The following is a 16,578-nucleotide window of genomic DNA, read 5'->3' as shown; positions in this document are numbered from 1 at the left end:
TTCGAACGTCCTGGCCTTCGCGCCGGTGGTTTGGCATGAGCTCCACTGTTCTCCGGCAGCCGACAACCGACATGATGATCGAAGTAGATTCTCATCAGTACGTCAATTGGCTGAGCGCGATGCAGAACGGTCTTATCGTGAGGAACGATCTATCATCCAAGCGACAATACCAGAGGCGAGAAATTGGAACAGAACGCACATCTTCGGACGTCCGGGAAACAAAACTTGCTGAAAGCCGAGAGGGTGCGATCTTCGACCGGGCCGCAACGCCGATCAACATTTTCGCGGCTCCAGCCGGACCGGTTCAGAATCCCTATAGAACCAAGACGCGCTGGCTGCGCGATCAGTCTGGCGCCCTGGTTAGGGACGAACACGGTTTGCCAATGCCTGAGCCGCGCAAGGTGACGCGCCGGTCATCAGTGACGGACTCGCGACGGGCTGACTGGATGAAACGGATCGAAGGGACGGACAATACCTACAAGGTCGCCAAGACGTGGACGGAGGGGAAAATGAAGCAAGAAAATACACCGGCAGAGCGGGCATTGATGCACGCGATGGCAGAGCATGCACGGGTTGCGTCAGACGGTCAGATTATTGCGGCAGTCGAGCGTATCAACCAGCGCCATACTGAACTTGTCGAATCCGCTGCCAATGACAATTTGCAGGGCTGGGAGCTTCTTCGCCAGCTTCGCCGCGAGAAGCGTCATGACGATGTTGAAGCCGTTGAACTCTATCGCGGCCTTTGCAGTCTGATTGCCAGCCAGCCATTGCGTGGTTTTGACTACGGCTATGACAAAAGTATGGAGAAGGAATACCGGTCTTTGAAGCTTGAAGGCGAAAATGAAGTAGACGAGGCTGCTTCCAAAGGGTGGCAAGATAACACGGTGCCTGGCGGCGAGATTGAATACAAGGAAGTGCGGAAGCGCAGCAACTCGGATCTTGGATGGACACACCCGCCGAAAAAGTATGCGGTTGCCGATGACAATACGAAGGTCAAGGCACGCCCATTCGCCGTGAAGTTCAATGAGAATGTCATGATCGCGAAAATCGATATGCGACCCGTGCTAGAAGAGTTGCGAACCGCATTGGGCGTAGGATTGGCACCGTTCGAAGATGCTGTTCTCGGTGGCAAGACGTTGACGGAAATCGGAGAGGCACGTGGCTTTAAAGGTGTGCAGGCATCCGCTGCCGGGAAAGCCTTGATTAATGCAGCCATCAACGGATTGCGCGAGACATGGGATAAAATAAAACGCCGCCAGCGGAAAGAGGCAAGACGGGCCATCATGAATGTCGACCGGGCCCGCGCACGTCTGGAACGGCAGAAGGTGCGCCAAGCCGCGTGACTTATAAGTCAAACCGGTTCCCAAGGGGTAACAGGGAGACGAGAATGTAATTCAGAAGCCCGGTCGCAAGCCGGGCTTTTTCATTTCAGTGTGGGTTTGCTCCTTTCCCCATACTGAAATGCTGTGAAGACGGTTTCTCCTCCCGTCTTAGCAGCGGCGCCGGTTGAGCGCTGTCCCCGGCGCTCCCCGGTGTTTTGGTTTCTTCTTACATGGTCGCGCCACTGGACCGCACGCCAGTGGGATAGCGTGGCAAAACAAGCCCACACAGTTACGGCAGGGTAGAGAAGCAGCATCTCGCAAGGTTCATACCCTTGAGATCGTCGGTGCAAGTCCGACCCCTGCAACCAATCTTCAAGGGTGTGAGCCCGTATGACAGCCGAACGGGATTGATGAACCGAGTCGGCTGTCCAGTTTCATGAGGTGATGCATGACTGATCCGCGTTCGGATGACCTGCAACGACGTATAGATGCGATGGCAGTTAGGATCGGCGTAAGGGACAAGATTGAAACGAATAGACGGTTATCGGAAGAAGCACAGGCATTCTTGATGCGCGCACGAGCGGGTGCAGCTGCAAGTGTTGCAAGAGAACGTCGCAATGTCGAACTGCTTGCCAGATGCATCGTCGATGAGTTTGAGCGCAGGTCCTTTCGGGCTGATTGGTTATCATGACCGACCCACGCAGCGTTGAGGCGAAGAAATACCGCGCGCGCTATAAGTCAGCCAAGTGGCGACGCATTCGTGAAGCACAACTTCGAATGCAGCCACTGTGCGAATATTGCCTGCAATCGGAAATCGTTGAACCTGCCACTGTCGTTCACCACGACGATGGTGGCCACAAGGGCGATGAACATAAGTTCTGGACCGGGCCTTTCGTGTCGCTTTGCAAGCCCTGCCATGACCGTGATGGCCAGCGCGAAGACCTCGGTCAGAGGGTCATCAGATTCGACGCCGAAGGGTGGCCCATCGGGTGATGTGGCCTAAAAAGACACACCCCGGGGGCTATCTCGGTCTCTCCGGCCATCGACCGGCGGGAACCGGCGATGGGCGAACGCGCACGCGAAACCAATTCAGATGTTGAGATGAGGATTTCATGGCTAGACCGAGAAATCCCCTCGCCAAGGCGGAGGCGGAGGGGAGAAACGTTACGCACCCGACCCGCTTCAAGGGACGGAAAGAACCGAAAGCGGCTGCCGATATCGGCAAGGCACCAAAGTGGATGAATGCCGAGCAGACCAGAGTCTGGAACTTGTTTGCGAAGGAACTGCCTTGGCTGAATGGCTCGCATAGATCGCTGCTCGAAATCGCCACTACGATCCGAACGCGCGTTATCGCGAATGAGGAAGTCGGCGTGCAGGCGTTGAACCTCCTGCGGCAGTGTCTCGGTCAAATGGGCGCAACGCCATCCGATGCAACAAAGGTCTCCATGCCTGATAGCGGCGAGGAAAAGGACGACTTGGTAGATGACTAAGACGCCGGCGCTTGATCGCGTGAATGCTTACGCGCGAGCCGTGCTCGATGGTGTTGAAGTTGCGGGGCCGCATGTTCGGAACGCCTGCCAACGCCATTTCGACGATCTGGCGCAAGCGCATGAACGCGGCTATTTCTGGGACGACGCTAAAGCCAATCGTGCAATGCGGTTCTTCGAAGAGCGGCTGAAGCTAAACGACGGTCAATTCGACGGTAAGCCGTTCAAGCTGCATGCCTCTCAGGCTTTCAAGCTGGGCTCGATCTTCGGCTGGGTGGATTCAGACGGTAATCGTCGTTTTCGTCGGGTCTATATCGAGGAAGGCAAGGGGAACGGAAAGTCGCCATTTGCAGGTGGCCTCGGTCTCTATGGGCTGATGTCCGACGGCGAGGCGGGAGCGCAAATTTATGCAGCTGGTGCGAAAAAGGAGCAAGCCCAGATCCTCTTTCAGGATGCCGTTAAAATGGCAAGGGCGGCTCCGAAACTGTCAAAACGCATCACCTTCAGCGGCGGCATTGGACGCGAGTTTAATATCGCCTTCCTTGAGAAAAAGGCATTTTTTCGCCCGATTTCCAAGGATGCAGGCAAAACCGGCAGTGGCCCCAGACCGCACTACGCTTTGTGCGATGAGGTGCACGAACATCCAGATCGATCGGTCATGGAGATGCTTGAGCGCGGTTTCAAATTTCGACAGCAGCCGCTGCTTTTCATGATCACGAATTCGGGCAGTGACCGAAACAGCGTTTGCTGGGAGGAACATGAGCACGCGGTTCGGGTAGCGGCCGGCACGAAAACGCCTGACGACGACTTCAGTTATGTCGGTGAGGTGATCGACGACACGACATTCGCCTATGTCTGCGCTCTGGATAAGGACGACGACCCGCTCGAGGATCAGTCTTGCTGGAAGAAGGCCAATCCGCTTCTTGGCGTGATTTTGACCGAGAAGTATCTGGCTGGCGTAGTTGATCAGGCTAAGCAGATACCGGGCAAACTGAACGGCATTCTTCGGCTGCATTTTTGCGTCTGGACCTCTGCCGACAAAGCTTGGATGCCACGCGATACCGTTGAAGCCGTTATGGATGACTTCGACCCGATCGAAGATCATCGCGGCAAGCAACTGTTCCTTTCCGTCGATTTGTCTGCCGCGCGCGATATGACGGCCTTGGCTTGTGCCGTCAAAACCGGCACCAAGACCATGGAACGGGAAGACGGATCGACCATCGAACTGCCGACTTTCGACGCATGGATTGAAGCATGGACACCAGCGGAAACGCTGAAGGCCCGCGCTCTGGCTGATAAAGCACCTTACGATGTTTGGGTAGAGCAGGGGTTTCTGAATGCCTCGCCTGGCAAGCGAATAAGGTTCGACTTCGTCGCGCAGCGGGTCGCGCAATTGTCGCAGGAATTCGACATCGAGGGCATCGCATACGACCGATACGCTTATGACAAGTTCCGCGAGGAACTGGACGCAATCGGCGTTGAAGTCGAGCATATCCCACATCCACAGGGCGGCAAGGTTCGCGCGAAAGCCAGCGAAAAGAAGATCGAAGCGGCGAAAGCAGCCGGCTTACCCGAGCCTAGAGGCATGTGGATGCCAGGATCTGTCACGGAGCTTGAGAACGCCATTATCGATGGTCGCGTCAGGCTTCGGCGTAATCCAGTGCTCATGACTGCCCTGATGGGCGCCACCTTCGATCGCGATCCGCTCGACAATCGATGGTTCGTGAAAACCAAAGCATCGGTGCGCATCGATGCTGCCGTGGCTCTGGCCATGGTTACAGGTTTTGCAGCCGATACACCTGTCGTGGTCAGGCCCTCGCTGTCGCCGTGGGACGACCCGGAATTTACTCTAACGAAAGCAGCCTCATGAGGATACTTCAGCGGTTCTCGCGTTCGCGACGAGAAGCCGATATCGAGCAGCGCGCCAGCCCTGAAAACGCGGGTGTACCGGTTAGCGCCGAAAATTTTCTGGCTTACTTTGGCGTCCAACCAGTCAACCTTCCATCTGTCACGATCGAAAGCGCCTTGACCGTTCCTGCGGTTCTTGCTGCGGTTTCGTTTCTATCCCGTACAATGGCCGCGTTGCCTCGTCACGCATATCGTGATGGCAAAGGCGGTTCCAAGCGTCTGGGTGGTAAGCTTGAGACCATTGTGAACACAGCCCCCAACTCGGATATGGGCGCTTTCAAGTTCTGGCAGTACTTTTGGCAGCAGGTTTTTACTGGCGGCCGTGGTCTGGCTTGGATCGAGCGATCGGGAAAAGAAGTTTTGGCTTTGTGGCCGATGGACCCGACCAAAACCACCGTGAAGCGCAAAGGCCTGGCTGTTGTCTATCGATTTGACAACAAAGAATATCCAGCCGCCGATGTCATAGACGTACCATTCATGTTGCGAGCTGATGGCATTCGGCATTTCGGCCCTATCGCTCAAGCAGCCAAGGCGATTCAGCTAGCCATCGCCATGAATGACTACGGGTCGAACTTCTTTGCCGGCGGTGGCGTTCCGCCTTTAGCTCTAGAAGGCCCGCTGCCTCAAGGTGGGGCGGCAATGCAACGGGCGATGGGTGATATTCATCGCGCAATTGACGAAGCCCGAAAGAGCGAAAAGCCGATCTTTCCAATGCCGCCTGGCCACAAGTTGACCCAGGTTGGCTATGACCCCGCCAAGGGTCAGATGATCGACGCCCGCCGCTTTCAGGTCGAAGAAATCGCCCGCACATGGCAACTTCCACCTGTATTCCTACAGGATCTCACGCATGCGAGCTTTTCGAATGCAGAACAGCAGGATTTGCATCTCGTCAAGCACCTGATCATGCAGTGGGCAAAGGCTCTCGAAGACGAAATGAATTTGAAAATCTTCGAGGTGGCTGGCGGCACTCGCTACATCCGCCACAATCTGGACGGGCTTCTCCGTGGTGACTTCAAGAGCCGCATGGACGGTTATGGGGTGGCAATTCAAAACGGTATCCGGACACCCGATGAGGTGCGTTCTCTGGAAAACTTGCCAGCAAAGGGCGGGGCGGCGGATCAGCTTCATATTCAGGGCGCCACCGTCCCGTTGGGGACGCAACCGGCGATAGCTCAACCCCCTGCCAACGACAATTCTGTTGAGGAAAATGCTGCAGCATGACCGAAATTGAAAAACGTAGCGGGTCTCTCGGCGTAGAGACCCGAGCAGACGACAGTAAACGTGTGCTGACTGGATACGCGATTATCTGGAATAGCAATACGACCATCGGCGACTATTTCGTCGAGCGGATTGCACCCAGCGCATTTTCCGGGTCGATCGGCGGCGACATCCTGGCTCTTCTACACCACGATTCAGGTCGTGTGCTGGGTCGGACCAAAAGCAACACGCTGAGGCTGAAGGAAGATACTCGCGGGCTTCACGTAGAAATCGATGTGCCCAATACTACCGATGGCAACGATCTATGGGAACTAGTTGAACGTGGCGACATCACGGGCATGTCCTTCGGAATGCGGGTAACTAAGCAGGAATGGGACGATACAGGCGCGATACCTCATCGCACCATTCTTGAGGCGGAGCTTTTCGAAGTCACTGCCACTCCCACCCCCGCTTACGAAGACACTCATCTGGCGAAACGCTCGTTAGATGCGTGGCGAGCCGAGGCTGATGCGATAATAGCGCGGCGCCGAGGTGAAAATCGAACGGCAGCCGCCCGCCGTATCGCTGAGAAACGCGCCTCTTTTGAGCAGCGAATTCGCGGCATCGCCTGATGTCGTGACCATTACCCGGCATGCCGGAGGGTCTGCATAGCAGGCCAGAGCAAAACCGTTATCTTCAAGGAAAATTTAATGTCTCTTACCGAACTGCACGAGCAGCGCGGCCGTCTGGTCACGCAGGCTCGCGAAGCCCTCGACGAAATCAAGTCGAACACCGACGAAGCGCGATCCAATGAACTGACCGAACGCCATGACCGCATCATGACGGAATTTGATAAGATCGAAAACCTTATCAAGCGCGAGAAGACGCTCGCGGAAATTGAAGCGCGCGCAGCAGATGAGCGAGCACGACAGCGCCCGATTTCTGATTCCGAAGGTCGCGGTAGCGAGGTCGGCGAGGAAATCGAATATCGCTCCGTGTTCTATAAATTCCTCGCCAACAATGCCGATATCGGCGAGTTGTCGGGAGAAGAGCGCGCCGTTCTAAAGCGTGGCGTTCAGCCCGCCGCTGAGACCCGTACCCAGGTGACGGCGACCAATGCCGCCGGCGGCTACACCGTACCAGTCGAGCTCGCCAACGAGATCGTCAAGTCTATGAAGGCTTGGGGCCCAATGTACGATGAGGACATCGCGACCGAGATCGTTACTTCCGCTGGTAATCGTATCAACATCCCGACGGTTGATGACACCGGAGTTGAAGCCGAAAAGCACACCGAAGGAACGCCATTGACCGACGATGGCGGCAAGGACGTGACGTTCGGTCAGAAGAACCTTGACGCGTTCGTTTACGACACTGAGTTCGTCAAGTTCTCCATGGAACTTGCACAGGATTCAATTTTCAGCGTTGAAGCCCTGCTTGGCCAGCTTCTGGGCGAGCGCCTTGGTCGTATTGCAAACAAGCAGCTGACCATCGGCACCGGCACTGACAGCCCGAACGGTCTCGTCACCGCGTCTTCGCTTGGCAAAGAAACGGCTGCCTCGGCGGCGATCACTTCTGATGAACTGATCGACCTGCTGCATTCGGTCGACCCAGCTTATCGCCAGAGCCCGAAAACGCGCTGGATGTTCAACGACCTTACCCTGGGTTCGGTCCGTAAGATAAAGGATAACGAAGGCCGTTACATCTGGTCGATGGGCGACATCACGAAGGGCGAGCCAGGCACCCTGCTTGGCTATCGATACAGCATCAACCAGGCAATGGCTGGCATCGGCGCGGGCAACAAGCCAATCGTGTTCGGTGACTTCGGCAAGTACTTTGTCCGAAAGGTCGGTTCTCCGGTGATTGGCGTTCTTCGCGAGCGCTTCTGGCCGGATCTGGGCATTGCCGGCATCATCCGCTTTGACGGTGAGCTCGGCGATACCGCTGCGGTCAAGCATCTCGTAAACGCTGCATCTGGCGGCTAATCAATCTTCGGGGCGGTTTATCCGCCCCGTTCCTTTTTGGGGACGATCATGAAAATTACGATTACGACCAGTCTGTCAGGGCCGACCTACACGCTCGAACCTGGCGCCGTCGCCGACTTTGCCGAGGCCGAAGCGATCCGCCTCATCAACGCTGGTTTTGCTATTCCCGCTACAAATGATGGCGACGTCGAACGTGCTGTGAAATCCGTTCCCAATGGGGAGAGGCGCGAGAAGCGAGGCCGATCGAATGTGGCATCCGTATAAGGTCGCGCAAGGTCCGACGGGCGATGTCATCGCGCTTGAGGATGTAAAGCGCCATTTGAATGTGATGCACGACGATGATGACGTTTACATCCGATCGCTCATTACGGCCGCATCTGACTTTGTTGAGAAGTATTGCGGGATCGTCGTCGCGGGGCAAAAGATCGAAGCGTCATGCGATGCGTTTTCCGACATGTCTCGTCTGTCGGTTGGTCCGGTAACAGAAGTCGATAGGATCGAATATATCGCTCTCGACGGATCGAAGAACACCGTAAGCGTTGATGCATATGTTTTGAACAGCGATGGTGTCGAGCCATCGATCGCGTCGGCATATGGAAGCCATTGGCCGATTGTTCAGCCAGGCTCTCGTATAGCGGTTACCCTGAATGCAGGCTTCAACGCACTTCCGGCATCTATTCGTCACGCCATGCTGTTGTGGATTGCCGATGCTTACCTCGTTCGGGCTAACAGAGCGACAGTCGAATGGTCGGCTTTTGACAGTCTGCTTTGCAATTACCGACGAGGTCGATAATGGCCGAGACGAAGTACCGAGCCGATGCAATCGGCCAGATGAACGCCCGCATCACCTTTGCCAAACGGGTCGAGATTGATGATGGTTTCGGCGGCACCCGCGGCGAGTGGCAAGACCAATTCACAGTGCCAGCCCGTTTGAAACCGAAGTTTGGCGGCAATGCTGAAAGCTTCGTGGCATCAAGGCTGGTTTCAAAGCAGCCCTATAACTTGACGATCTACAGCAGCAGAGCGGCGAGACAGGTAACGGCCTCATGGCGTGCCTATGACGCTCGGGCGGGCAAGACCGGCGAAAACCCCAATCGCGTCTTCGGCATCAAAACCATCGTTAATCCCGACGAGACGAACCGGTTTCTCGAAATGCTGGTTATCGAAAATGAGGTCGCCTGATGGTGGTTCGTGCAAAACTCAAACGCACAGATTTGCTGAAGAAGATTCAGCAGATCGCGCCGAAGGCCATTGAGAAAATGGCCGAAGCCCAGATGCAGGTTGCGGAAGAAGTTGCCGAAGCAATCAAGGCGCGCGCTCCAGTTCGCGCCAATGGGGGCGGCGAATACAGAGATAGCATCCACGCCGCCAAGCAGAGCGACAATCCAGACAAGAAGGTCTTCGGTGCCCGTAAATCGACAGATCCTAACGCGGTCGGCATCTACGGCGCATACATATGGCGGTTCTTGGAATACGGCACCAAAGCCAGTGCTGGCACTGCGGCCCGCGTTGATCGTCGATACAAGTCCGGCACCGTTATGACGCAGGCCAAGGGCGCTCATGCCGCCACTCCTGCGCAGCCGCATATCTTCCCAGTCTGGCGCGGCATGCGGAAGAAAGCCGTTCGTCGCATTCGTGCGGCGATGAATAAGGCGATCAGAGAGGCCATGCAAAAATGATCGATAGCGAAAGCTTGGAATTACAGGGTGCTGTTGTTTCTCGTTTGAAAGCATGGCCAGACCTGCAAGCTCTCGTCGGCACCAAGATTTACGACATCGTGCCGTCAGACACTACTGCGCCTTACGTCGAGATCGGTGACTTTGACGATCATCGAGACGACAAAACCTGCGTTTCCGGTCGGCTTATTTACGTGACCATTCACGTCTGGACAAAAGCACCGGCTGGTAGCAGCCGTGTGGAGGCCAGCCGGATCGCAAGGGCCGTAGAAGGTGCGCTCACTGAAGCTAGCCTGACGATGCCGTCATATCGGCTCGTTTCTTTGGACCACACCCGAACGCAAGTCTTCAAAGACCTGGATGACGCCCATCTTCACGGCGTCGTCGAGTTTACCGCCAGGACAGAACAGCTGCCCTAGCCCACCTCCCAAAACAAGACAGTTCAACCACAGCCCGCCACTTCGGCGGGCTTTTTGCATTTAAGGATATCAAAATGGCCGATGGTCAGCAGATTGGTCGCCTTCTCCTCATTCAAATTGGCGATGGCGCAACTCCCGAAGTTTTCACGAACCTCTGCGGCTTGCAGACGCGTTCGTTCAATATGTCGGCCAACTCCGTCGACACCACGATCCCAGATTGTCAGAATCCCGGCGCAACGCCGCAGAAGACTGGCGTGCCTGGTATCAAGCAGCGCACCTTTACCGGCTCTGGTAAGTTCGTGGCGGGGGCGAACTCCGCGTACTTTATCGGCAAGGTGAACGACGCCGCGATTTTCAACGCGATCGTAATTGTTCCTGGCCTTGGCTCATATGAAGGTCCTTGGTTTGTGACGGACTTTGAATTCTCCGGCGAGCAGGAAGGCAATATGGACTTCAGCGCCACCTTCGAAGCGGCAGGCCCGCTGACTTTCGAAGCTGAGGTCTAAGAATGGAGCTTCCGGTTAACGGAGCTCGCGGCGAAGTCGGCGTCACTATCGGTGGCGTCGAAATCGTCCTCGCGGCAACAATGAAAGGCTTGGCAGCGGTTTCTGAAGAGCTCGGCTGCAAGTCAATGAACGATCTCTTCGCACGACTGTCGGACGCCGAGATCAACGCTGCAATTGTCGGCCTTCGACACCTAACGGTGCAGGGCGACGCAGCTGCGGCTATCGAGCGATTGAATTTAAGCCATTTCGCTTCGCTCTCCACTGCATTTCAGGCTGCGCTAGCGCATCATTTCAAAGGTGATCAAGCGGGAAACGGAAAGGCCAAGGGAAAAGCGTAGCTGCCGATTTCCCTTGGCTAGCGTGGCAGCAGGCAGCTTTCGGAATTCTGCGATGGACGCCGAAAACATTCTGGAACTCGTCACTAACAGAGTTCCTTGCCGCTCTTGATGGCTTCACTGAAGCACGAGGCGGCAAAAAGACAGTCGAGCCACCGACCGACGCGCAGATGGATGATCTGCTCACGAAATACGGAAAACCCAAGAAGCCCGCCTAGCGCGGGCTTTTTCTTTTTAAGGAGAGCCGCGTGGCCGAAGAAAACACTGATATTATTCTATCCATTTCCTCAGATGTCGCATCGATGCGACGTGCGCAGAAGCGAATGGAAGAAATGCTGAACTCTATGGGCAGGAGTTCCGACAGCGCCTTTAATAAAATAGCAGACCGGGCCAATGCCGATATGCGCCGCATTGAGGAGGGCGCAATCAAGCTTCGCCGCCAGCTCGACGCGACATTCCAGAAATCGTTCGGCGGCAGCTTAAATAAAGGACTGGCTGCGGTCGGCTCCGTCTTGGGTACAAACGAGGTCCGCAAGTACGCAGACCAATGGACGACTGCCGAAAACATGTTGAAGGCAGCGACCGCTGCCACCGGTATGCAGACACGCTCGTTAAAGGAGTTGCGTTCTGGGGCGGACGACGCTCGCGTGTCCGTCGAGGATTACGTTGATCTTTACGCGCGCATGGTGCGGTCTGCGTCAGGTGTTGCCAAGTCCGAGAACGAAATCGCTCTGGCTACCAATCTCGTTTCCAAGGCGTTCAAGGCCGGCGGCGCGTCTGCGCAGGAACAGGCGGCTGGTATTCTCCAGCTTGGTCAGGCGCTCGGCAGTGGCGTTTTGCAAGGTGATGAACTGCGATCGCTGCGCGAGAATGCGCCCATTGTTGCCAAAGCTATCGCTGACGAATTCGGCGTGACGGTCGCCAAGCTCAAGGATTTAGGCGCAGAAGGCAAGCTGACTTCAGATCGAGTGTTTAGAGCGATCATAAACGCGCAAAAAACGATCGAAGCGCAGTTCGCGGCGACAAATGCGACCATTGGTGACGGCATGACCGCCATCAACAACGCCATGTTGCAATACATCGGCACTGCCGGTGATGTCACTGGTATCTCGGCCACCGTATCGCGCGCCCTGATTCTGATTTCGCAGAATTTCGACCAGGTGGCAGACGCAGGCATGCAGTTGGCCGCGGTTCTGGCCGGTGTGCTGGTTGGTCGGTCTTTGGGCGGCATGATCCGGACGCTTGGATCCACGACGGCGGCTCTCGTTAAGTTCCATCAGGCGGCGAAGGCCGCGCAGGGCGCAATGGGCTTGGTGCAGGCGATGGGCGGGCTCGGAGCGGCAGCTGGCCCGCTTGGTGCTATCATCGGTGGCGCGCTCGTGCTGGCGGTTGGGAATTACACGGTCAGCGCCATGGAAGCTCGAAAGAATTCCGACACTCTTCGCGCAGAGATGGAAAAGCTCGGGCTGGTTGCGCCGAAGGCCGCGGACGGGATTTATAAAGCGGCCGAGTCGCTTGATAAACTCGCCGACCCTGAGAAGGTGCGGAAGCTTAAAAATATCGCCAGTGAGTTGGAGCGGCTGCGAAATGGCGGCGGGCGTTGGGGTAGCCTTCTCGGGCAGGGCGATGAGCTGGACGTTTTGTCCGCAAACGCTACGGCGCCGCTCAAAAACGTCCTGCAGAACGTCGGAATGTCCGATGCTGATAAATCTGCGCGTCGTGAAATTGCAAACCTCATCAGCGATTTTCAAAACTTCGCAATTACCGCCGATAAGGCGAAAGATCGACTTCAGGCCATCAATGATACTTACGTCAGTAAGGGTGTCGTTGAATTGACTGAGCGGGTTCAAGAATCCATTGAACGCATGTCCGGCCTCCAAGCTATGTCAACCCGAGTCGGCGAGATGCCTGGCATCCAAGAAGCCGAGCAGCGGATTCTGGAGTTTCGCGACCAACTGGAAAACTTGCGCCAGCAGGACATTATTGACGACCAGCAAAAGGCACAACTTCAAGGAATAATTGATAAGCTCCTTGAAACTAAAACTGGTGCCGGTGAAGCGGTTACCGCCATCAATAACTTGTCTAACGCTAACCCCAGTATCAGTGGCTTTCTCTCTACAATGGAGCAGGCCATCGTCACCTTGGGCGGTGTGTATGACGCTGCCGTAAAAGCCCGCAAGGCTATGGCCGCTGCCTACCCGGTTGGGGTTCCAGACGAAGCAAAGGCCACAAGCTCCGCCAACGATCCGTATATCGTCCAGCGGAAAAAAGAAAACGCTGCCGCTGCCGATTTCGAAAAGAACGCGACCCGTCGCGCCAGTCTGACGAAGGACCAACTCGCACTTGAAACTAAGCTGGCTGATGTACGCAAGCGACTGCAATCTGAAGGCGTCACGAAGCCGGATGAAGATATGGTGAAGCGCATCGCTGACGCCGAACTGGCTGGTGAAAAGGCTCGATCCAAGGAAGGCAAAAAGCCGAAGGACGTTAAGAAGTCCACCGATCAGAAGATCGACAGCGATATTCAGGCTGTGAAGGATCGCACGGCGGCTTTAGCGGCGGAAGCCGAGATGGTCGGAAAGTCCACTGCCGAGCAAGAGAAACGCCGGATCGCAATGGATCTTGAGCAGGCCGCTCTGGCGAAGCTGAAGGACGAAGCGATCAAAAAAGGCCAGAAAGATTTGTCGAACATAAAAATTTCGGCGGATCAGCGGGCCCAGATCGACCAGGTTGCTGAAGCCTATGGACGGGAAGCGGCTGCTTTACAGTTAGTTGAAGACCGGCAACGTCGATCAGAGCAGGCCGCCAATGACTTTTACGAGTCGTTCAAAAGCAGCACGATCGGCGCAATAACTGGTGCAAACAGTTTGGCCGACGCGTTGAAGAACATCGGCAATAGATTGGCCGATCTGTTCCTAAACGCTGGCTTTGACGCACTGTTCAAACCGTCCTCAAATGGTATGGCAGGTGGTGCATTTGGCGGCTTCTTCAACAGCATCGGCAGTCTGATCGGGCTGAAAGACGGCGGCCAGATCCCCGGCTACGACAGTGGCGGTCGCATTCGGGGCCCTGGCGGACCTCGTGATGACAAGGTGCTTCTGTGGGGGTCGAATGGCGAGTTCATAATGAACGCTGCCGCGACCCAGAAGTGGCTGCCAGTTCTGGAAGCCATGAACGCCGGTAAACTTCCACAGCTACGTGACGGCGGCGGCGTTGGCTTTTCTGCACCGCGAATAGCTTCAGCGTCGATTCCTGTTCCAAACATCCCCAGTGTTGCGCAGCTGTCTGGCAATTCCAGCGTCGATAACTCGCGCACCGATAATTCGGTGAGTGGGCCGACCATCAACGTGACCGTCAACGGAGCAACCGGCAATGCCGAAGTCGCGGCAATGGTGCAGGAAGGGCTCGCGAAGGGCATGATGGCCTGGCAGCGATCACCACAGTTTGCGAATGCAGTTTCGCAGGGCGTCAAACAAGCAAATAGCCGCGGAATGCTGCGGCGCTGAATTAAACATGGGCGGCCTTCGGGCCGTCCTTTTCTTTTTGGAGAAATGGATGAATATCTATTTTGTTACGCCCGCACCGGCGCAGGGTGGCGAAATTCGCGTATTGCAGGATGATGAAAAGACGCCGATCGTCGGGTTCTTGTCACATGAGGAGGCGGAGGACTTCGCCCAGCGTATGGCACGTCGCTTTCCAGGTGTGCAGTTTTGGGTGATGGAAGGCACGGCCACGAAGGCATTTATAACCGATCCATTGCCAGTGCGGGAATGCATCCCGGCCGTCGGGAAGTTCTAATATGGCCGAAACCCTTCCCGAAGGCTTGAACTACCAAGCGAGTCCTCTGAAGCTCAATCGGTCGGTTTCAAGTTCACGATACGGCGATCGGGCTGTTTCGTTCATCGAGAATGGCGATCCATATTGGTCGTGGACCGCCAGTATAATCTCGTTGAGCCCGGCTGACCGGCGACGACTTGAGGCATTTTCAGATCGGTGCCGCGGCGGTATGGTCACGGTTCACTATACCCCGAAAGACGCATGTATCCCGCAAGCTTATTGGGGCGACGCTGACAACCCAGCTATTGCAGGCACTGCGACGCTAGCCGCGATTAACGGAAACACGCTGACTTTCAACGGCGTGGTGGCTGGTCTGAAATTGACCGAAGGCGACCTGATAGGCTTGTCCACCGGCGATTACAACTTCATCGCTCGCATCGCCACTGATGCCGCAGCAGCCAGCACGAATATGCAGGTGAAGATCGAGCCGTTTCTGCCTTCATATATCGGCGTCGGCTCTACGGTACGCTTCAAAAACCCCGTCATGAATATGCGCATGCTGCCGAACAGCTTGGAAATCGGCAACGGCTTTTTCCCCGATGCATCATTTCAGCTTGTCGAGGTGCCGAGGTGAGGGACAGGCGTTGGCGACCAATCGTTTCTAATAACTGTTGTGTTAAAACGACCGCAAAAAACGCGGTAGCCTCCGGCAACTCTTCGTCTGGATGATTATTCGGCTAGGCGCAGCGGCCCGCTGCATCTGAACGAGGTAAACTTGACAGATAGCCTCTTCAATCGCTAGACAATCCGAACCATTTATCGGGGCGGGCATCATAATGCGTATTGAGAGTGAAGAGCAGGCTAGGGACCTGTTTTTTGAGCTTGTAAATAACAAGGATAAGTACAGCGATTTCGACATAGAAAAACTCGAATTCGGCGACTGGTACAAATTACAGGTTTACTTACCAAATCCTCCGGAGGATTCATCGATAACGCCACCTTTCATGGAGGCGTTTCTTGAAATTCAAAAACACATCTATCAGCTGGCGGCTCTATCGAAAAGCGGTGTTGCCAACGCAAACTACATATCGGAGGATGAGCGCCGGGAGCTTGACTTGGCGGTTGTCGTTAAAGGAGGCAGTTCGGACCTCTATGCTGATATCCGAGAAGTCGTTTTGAAATCTATACCTCAGGCGGTGACCAAAATGTCGGGAAGACAGATCGCTATCGTTGTTCTGGGGATTGCACTCATTACAGCGACAGCATGGGGAACATCATCCTTCTTGGAGATGCAAAAAGAAATCAAACTGGCCGAGCTGAAAAGTTCGGAGCATATTTCAACGATCGAAAAACTGAGTTTTGCATCAGCGCAACAAGTTGAAACGCTCAAAGTTGTTCTGGGCGCAATGAAGGAAAGCGGGGAGGTTGGCAAGAAGGCCGCCGATCTCACAACATCTAGCCAAGAGGCACTACTAAAGGCTGCCTCAAAAACAAACGGCTCTGTCATTAATGATGTGCATGTCGGGCAAGATGAAGCTAAAGCCCTCAGGACGAGCCCTCGTAATAAAGCAGATATTGTTTTCGCTATTAAAAACGTTCGCGTTACGGATATAAATACTGATGATCCAACAACGATGGTCGTAACTTTGAAAGAACAAGATGGTGATGATGAGTATAAAATAAAATTCGCTGATCGGCTGTTAGAGGTGGCTGACAGAGAGACAGTGTTTTCTTCGCTCGGAAAGCGCGAAAGTATATGGGTTGAGCTAAGAATTAAAAGTGTCGATAATGAAGTTAGAAGCGTCGAACTAAAAAGAGTTGTTCCCCCAAGTGATCTTGCTCATCTCCTTGAAGAGTAATATATCTAGATACTAGTTGAAGGTCCCTGCAATCGCAGGGGCCCTTTATTGTTTACGGACCTTCGGGGCTCTCTCCGCATAACTGCCTACTCCCCATGTCTCGGATGGAG

General features: G+C 55.1%; 19 protein-coding genes, 1 tRNA gene and 1 pseudogene. All 21 read left to right on the top strand.

Features of this window, described 5'->3' with window-relative positions; genetic code table 11:
- Positions 1 to 35: 35 nt before the first annotated feature.
- Positions 36 to 1,343 carry a hypothetical protein gene (locus ABWW28_RS02020; protein WP_353390159.1) on the top strand — a complete coding sequence of 436 codons (1,308 nt, stop codon included), beginning with the start codon at positions 36 to 38 and terminating at the stop codon, positions 1,341 to 1,343.
- 272 nt (positions 1,344 to 1,615) lie between these two features.
- A tRNA-Met gene (locus ABWW28_RS02015) sits at positions 1,616 to 1,690 on the top strand.
- An 80-nt stretch (positions 1,691 to 1,770) separates the two neighbouring features.
- Positions 1,771 to 2,013 (top strand): hypothetical protein, encoded by a 243-nt coding sequence (locus ABWW28_RS02010; protein WP_176588713.1) that lies wholly within the window; start codon positions 1,771 to 1,773, stop codon positions 2,011 to 2,013.
- Complete coding sequence (locus tag ABWW28_RS02005; RefSeq protein ID WP_353390157.1) at positions 2,010 to 2,315, top strand: HNH endonuclease; 306 nt, start codon at positions 2,010 to 2,012, stop codon at positions 2,313 to 2,315. Before ABWW28_RS02010 ends, ABWW28_RS02005 begins: the two co-directional genes overlap by 4 nt.
- Before the next feature lie 119 nt (positions 2,316 to 2,434).
- Positions 2,435 to 2,812 carry a hypothetical protein gene (locus ABWW28_RS02000; protein WP_353390155.1) on the top strand — a complete coding sequence of 126 codons (378 nt, stop codon included), beginning with the start codon at positions 2,435 to 2,437 and terminating at the stop codon, positions 2,810 to 2,812.
- A complete protein-coding gene (locus ABWW28_RS01995) occupies positions 2,805 to 4,679 on the top strand; it encodes a terminase large subunit (RefSeq protein WP_176588716.1) in 1,875 nt (624 codons plus the stop codon). The genes ABWW28_RS02000 and ABWW28_RS01995 overlap by 8 nt, the downstream gene beginning before the upstream one ends.
- Complete coding sequence (locus ABWW28_RS01990) at positions 4,676 to 5,938, top strand: phage portal protein (protein WP_176588717.1); 1,263 nt, start codon at positions 4,676 to 4,678, stop codon at positions 5,936 to 5,938. Before ABWW28_RS01995 ends, ABWW28_RS01990 begins: the two co-directional genes overlap by 4 nt.
- A complete protein-coding gene (locus ABWW28_RS01985) occupies positions 5,935 to 6,546 on the top strand; it encodes an HK97 family phage prohead protease (RefSeq protein WP_176588718.1) in 612 nt (203 codons plus the stop codon). Before ABWW28_RS01990 ends, ABWW28_RS01985 begins: the two co-directional genes overlap by 4 nt.
- Before the next feature lie 78 nt (positions 6,547 to 6,624).
- Positions 6,625 to 7,896, top strand: a complete 1,272-nt coding sequence (locus ABWW28_RS01980; protein ID WP_176588719.1) for a phage major capsid protein — start codon at positions 6,625 to 6,627, stop codon at positions 7,894 to 7,896.
- A gap of 48 nt (positions 7,897 to 7,944) precedes the next feature.
- Positions 7,945 to 8,160 (top strand): hypothetical protein, encoded by a 216-nt coding sequence (locus ABWW28_RS01975; protein ID WP_122066861.1) that lies wholly within the window; start codon positions 7,945 to 7,947, stop codon positions 8,158 to 8,160.
- Positions 8,144 to 8,689, top strand: a complete 546-nt coding sequence (locus tag ABWW28_RS01970) for a head-tail connector protein (RefSeq protein ID WP_176588720.1) — start codon at positions 8,144 to 8,146, stop codon at positions 8,687 to 8,689. Before ABWW28_RS01975 ends, ABWW28_RS01970 begins: the two co-directional genes overlap by 17 nt.
- Positions 8,689 to 9,078 carry a head-tail adaptor protein gene (locus tag ABWW28_RS01965; RefSeq protein WP_176588721.1) on the top strand — a complete coding sequence of 130 codons (390 nt, stop codon included), beginning with the start codon at positions 8,689 to 8,691 and terminating at the stop codon, positions 9,076 to 9,078. The genes ABWW28_RS01970 and ABWW28_RS01965 overlap by 1 nt, the downstream gene beginning before the upstream one ends.
- Complete coding sequence (locus ABWW28_RS01960) at positions 9,078 to 9,575, top strand: HK97-gp10 family putative phage morphogenesis protein (protein WP_176588722.1); 498 nt, start codon at positions 9,078 to 9,080, stop codon at positions 9,573 to 9,575. The genes ABWW28_RS01965 and ABWW28_RS01960 overlap by 1 nt, the downstream gene beginning before the upstream one ends.
- Complete coding sequence (locus ABWW28_RS01955) at positions 9,572 to 9,991, top strand: DUF3168 domain-containing protein (RefSeq protein WP_176588723.1); 420 nt, start codon at positions 9,572 to 9,574, stop codon at positions 9,989 to 9,991. Before ABWW28_RS01960 ends, ABWW28_RS01955 begins: the two co-directional genes overlap by 4 nt.
- A gap of 74 nt (positions 9,992 to 10,065) precedes the next feature.
- The gene (locus ABWW28_RS01950) at positions 10,066 to 10,497 is read left to right on the top strand and encodes a phage major tail protein, TP901-1 family (RefSeq protein WP_122066996.1); all 432 of its coding nucleotides are present in this window, start codon (positions 10,066 to 10,068) and stop codon (positions 10,495 to 10,497) included.
- A 2-nt stretch (positions 10,498 to 10,499) separates the two neighbouring features.
- Positions 10,500 to 10,835 carry a hypothetical protein gene (locus ABWW28_RS01945; RefSeq protein WP_353390148.1) on the top strand — a complete coding sequence of 112 codons (336 nt, stop codon included), beginning with the start codon at positions 10,500 to 10,502 and terminating at the stop codon, positions 10,833 to 10,835.
- Between the two features lie 20 nt (positions 10,836 to 10,855).
- Positions 10,856 to 11,050 (top strand): annotated as a pseudogene (locus tag ABWW28_RS01940) (phage tail assembly chaperone); the annotation flags it as partial.
- A 30-nt stretch (positions 11,051 to 11,080) separates the two neighbouring features.
- On the top strand, positions 11,081 to 14,338 hold the full coding sequence (locus tag ABWW28_RS01935; RefSeq protein WP_353390145.1) for a tape measure protein: 3,258 nt from the start codon (positions 11,081 to 11,083) through the stop codon (positions 14,336 to 14,338).
- A 49-nt stretch (positions 14,339 to 14,387) separates the two neighbouring features.
- Entirely contained in the window at positions 14,388 to 14,630 is a 243-nt protein-coding gene (locus ABWW28_RS01930; RefSeq protein ID WP_353390143.1) for a hypothetical protein, read from the top strand.
- A 1-nt stretch (position 14,631) separates the two neighbouring features.
- Positions 14,632 to 15,243: a hypothetical protein gene (locus ABWW28_RS01925; protein ID WP_353390140.1), complete on the top strand. Its 612-nt coding sequence runs from the start codon at positions 14,632 to 14,634 to the stop codon at positions 15,241 to 15,243.
- Between the two features lie 202 nt (positions 15,244 to 15,445).
- The gene (locus ABWW28_RS01920; RefSeq protein ID WP_176026430.1) at positions 15,446 to 16,468 is read left to right on the top strand and encodes a hypothetical protein; all 1,023 of its coding nucleotides are present in this window, start codon (positions 15,446 to 15,448) and stop codon (positions 16,466 to 16,468) included.
- The last annotated feature ends 110 nt before the right edge of the window (positions 16,469 to 16,578 follow it).

The sequence above is a fragment of the Brucella sp. NBRC 14130 genome (genome assembly GCF_040371715.1).
Taxonomy (GTDB): domain Bacteria; phylum Pseudomonadota; class Alphaproteobacteria; order Rhizobiales; family Rhizobiaceae; genus Brucella; species Brucella intermedia.
Note: the sequence above shows the minus strand (reverse complement) of the source record. Positions and strands in the feature narration are given on the sequence as shown.

Bases quoted from the DNA above. Each gene is read 5' to 3' on its own strand.
- ABWW28_RS02020 (WP_353390159.1), top strand. From the start codon at position 36: ATGAGCTCCACTGTTCTCCGGCAGCCGACAACCGACATGATGATCGAA.
- ABWW28_RS02010 (WP_176588713.1), top strand. From the start codon at position 1,771: ATGACTGATCCGCGTTCGGATGACCTGCAACGACGTATAGATGCGATG.
- ABWW28_RS02005 (WP_353390157.1), top strand. From the start codon at position 2,010: ATGACCGACCCACGCAGCGTTGAGGCGAAGAAATACCGCGCGCGCTAT.
- ABWW28_RS02000 (WP_353390155.1), top strand. From the start codon at position 2,435: ATGGCTAGACCGAGAAATCCCCTCGCCAAGGCGGAGGCGGAGGGGAGA.
- ABWW28_RS01995 (WP_176588716.1), top strand. From the start codon at position 2,805: ATGACTAAGACGCCGGCGCTTGATCGCGTGAATGCTTACGCGCGAGCC.
- ABWW28_RS01990 (WP_176588717.1), top strand. From the start codon at position 4,676: ATGAGGATACTTCAGCGGTTCTCGCGTTCGCGACGAGAAGCCGATATC.
- ABWW28_RS01985 (WP_176588718.1), top strand. From the start codon at position 5,935: ATGACCGAAATTGAAAAACGTAGCGGGTCTCTCGGCGTAGAGACCCGA.
- ABWW28_RS01980 (WP_176588719.1), top strand. From the start codon at position 6,625: ATGTCTCTTACCGAACTGCACGAGCAGCGCGGCCGTCTGGTCACGCAG.
- ABWW28_RS01975 (WP_122066861.1), top strand. From the start codon at position 7,945: ATGAAAATTACGATTACGACCAGTCTGTCAGGGCCGACCTACACGCTC.
- ABWW28_RS01970 (WP_176588720.1), top strand. From the start codon at position 8,144: ATGTGGCATCCGTATAAGGTCGCGCAAGGTCCGACGGGCGATGTCATC.
- ABWW28_RS01965 (WP_176588721.1), top strand. From the start codon at position 8,689: ATGGCCGAGACGAAGTACCGAGCCGATGCAATCGGCCAGATGAACGCC.
- ABWW28_RS01960 (WP_176588722.1), top strand. From the start codon at position 9,078: ATGGTGGTTCGTGCAAAACTCAAACGCACAGATTTGCTGAAGAAGATT.
- ABWW28_RS01955 (WP_176588723.1), top strand. From the start codon at position 9,572: ATGATCGATAGCGAAAGCTTGGAATTACAGGGTGCTGTTGTTTCTCGT.
- ABWW28_RS01950 (WP_122066996.1), top strand. From the start codon at position 10,066: ATGGCCGATGGTCAGCAGATTGGTCGCCTTCTCCTCATTCAAATTGGC.
- ABWW28_RS01945 (WP_353390148.1), top strand. From the start codon at position 10,500: ATGGAGCTTCCGGTTAACGGAGCTCGCGGCGAAGTCGGCGTCACTATC.
- ABWW28_RS01930 (WP_353390143.1), top strand. From the start codon at position 14,388: ATGAATATCTATTTTGTTACGCCCGCACCGGCGCAGGGTGGCGAAATT.
- ABWW28_RS01925 (WP_353390140.1), top strand. From the start codon at position 14,632: ATGGCCGAAACCCTTCCCGAAGGCTTGAACTACCAAGCGAGTCCTCTG.
- ABWW28_RS01920 (WP_176026430.1), top strand. From the start codon at position 15,446: ATGCGTATTGAGAGTGAAGAGCAGGCTAGGGACCTGTTTTTTGAGCTT.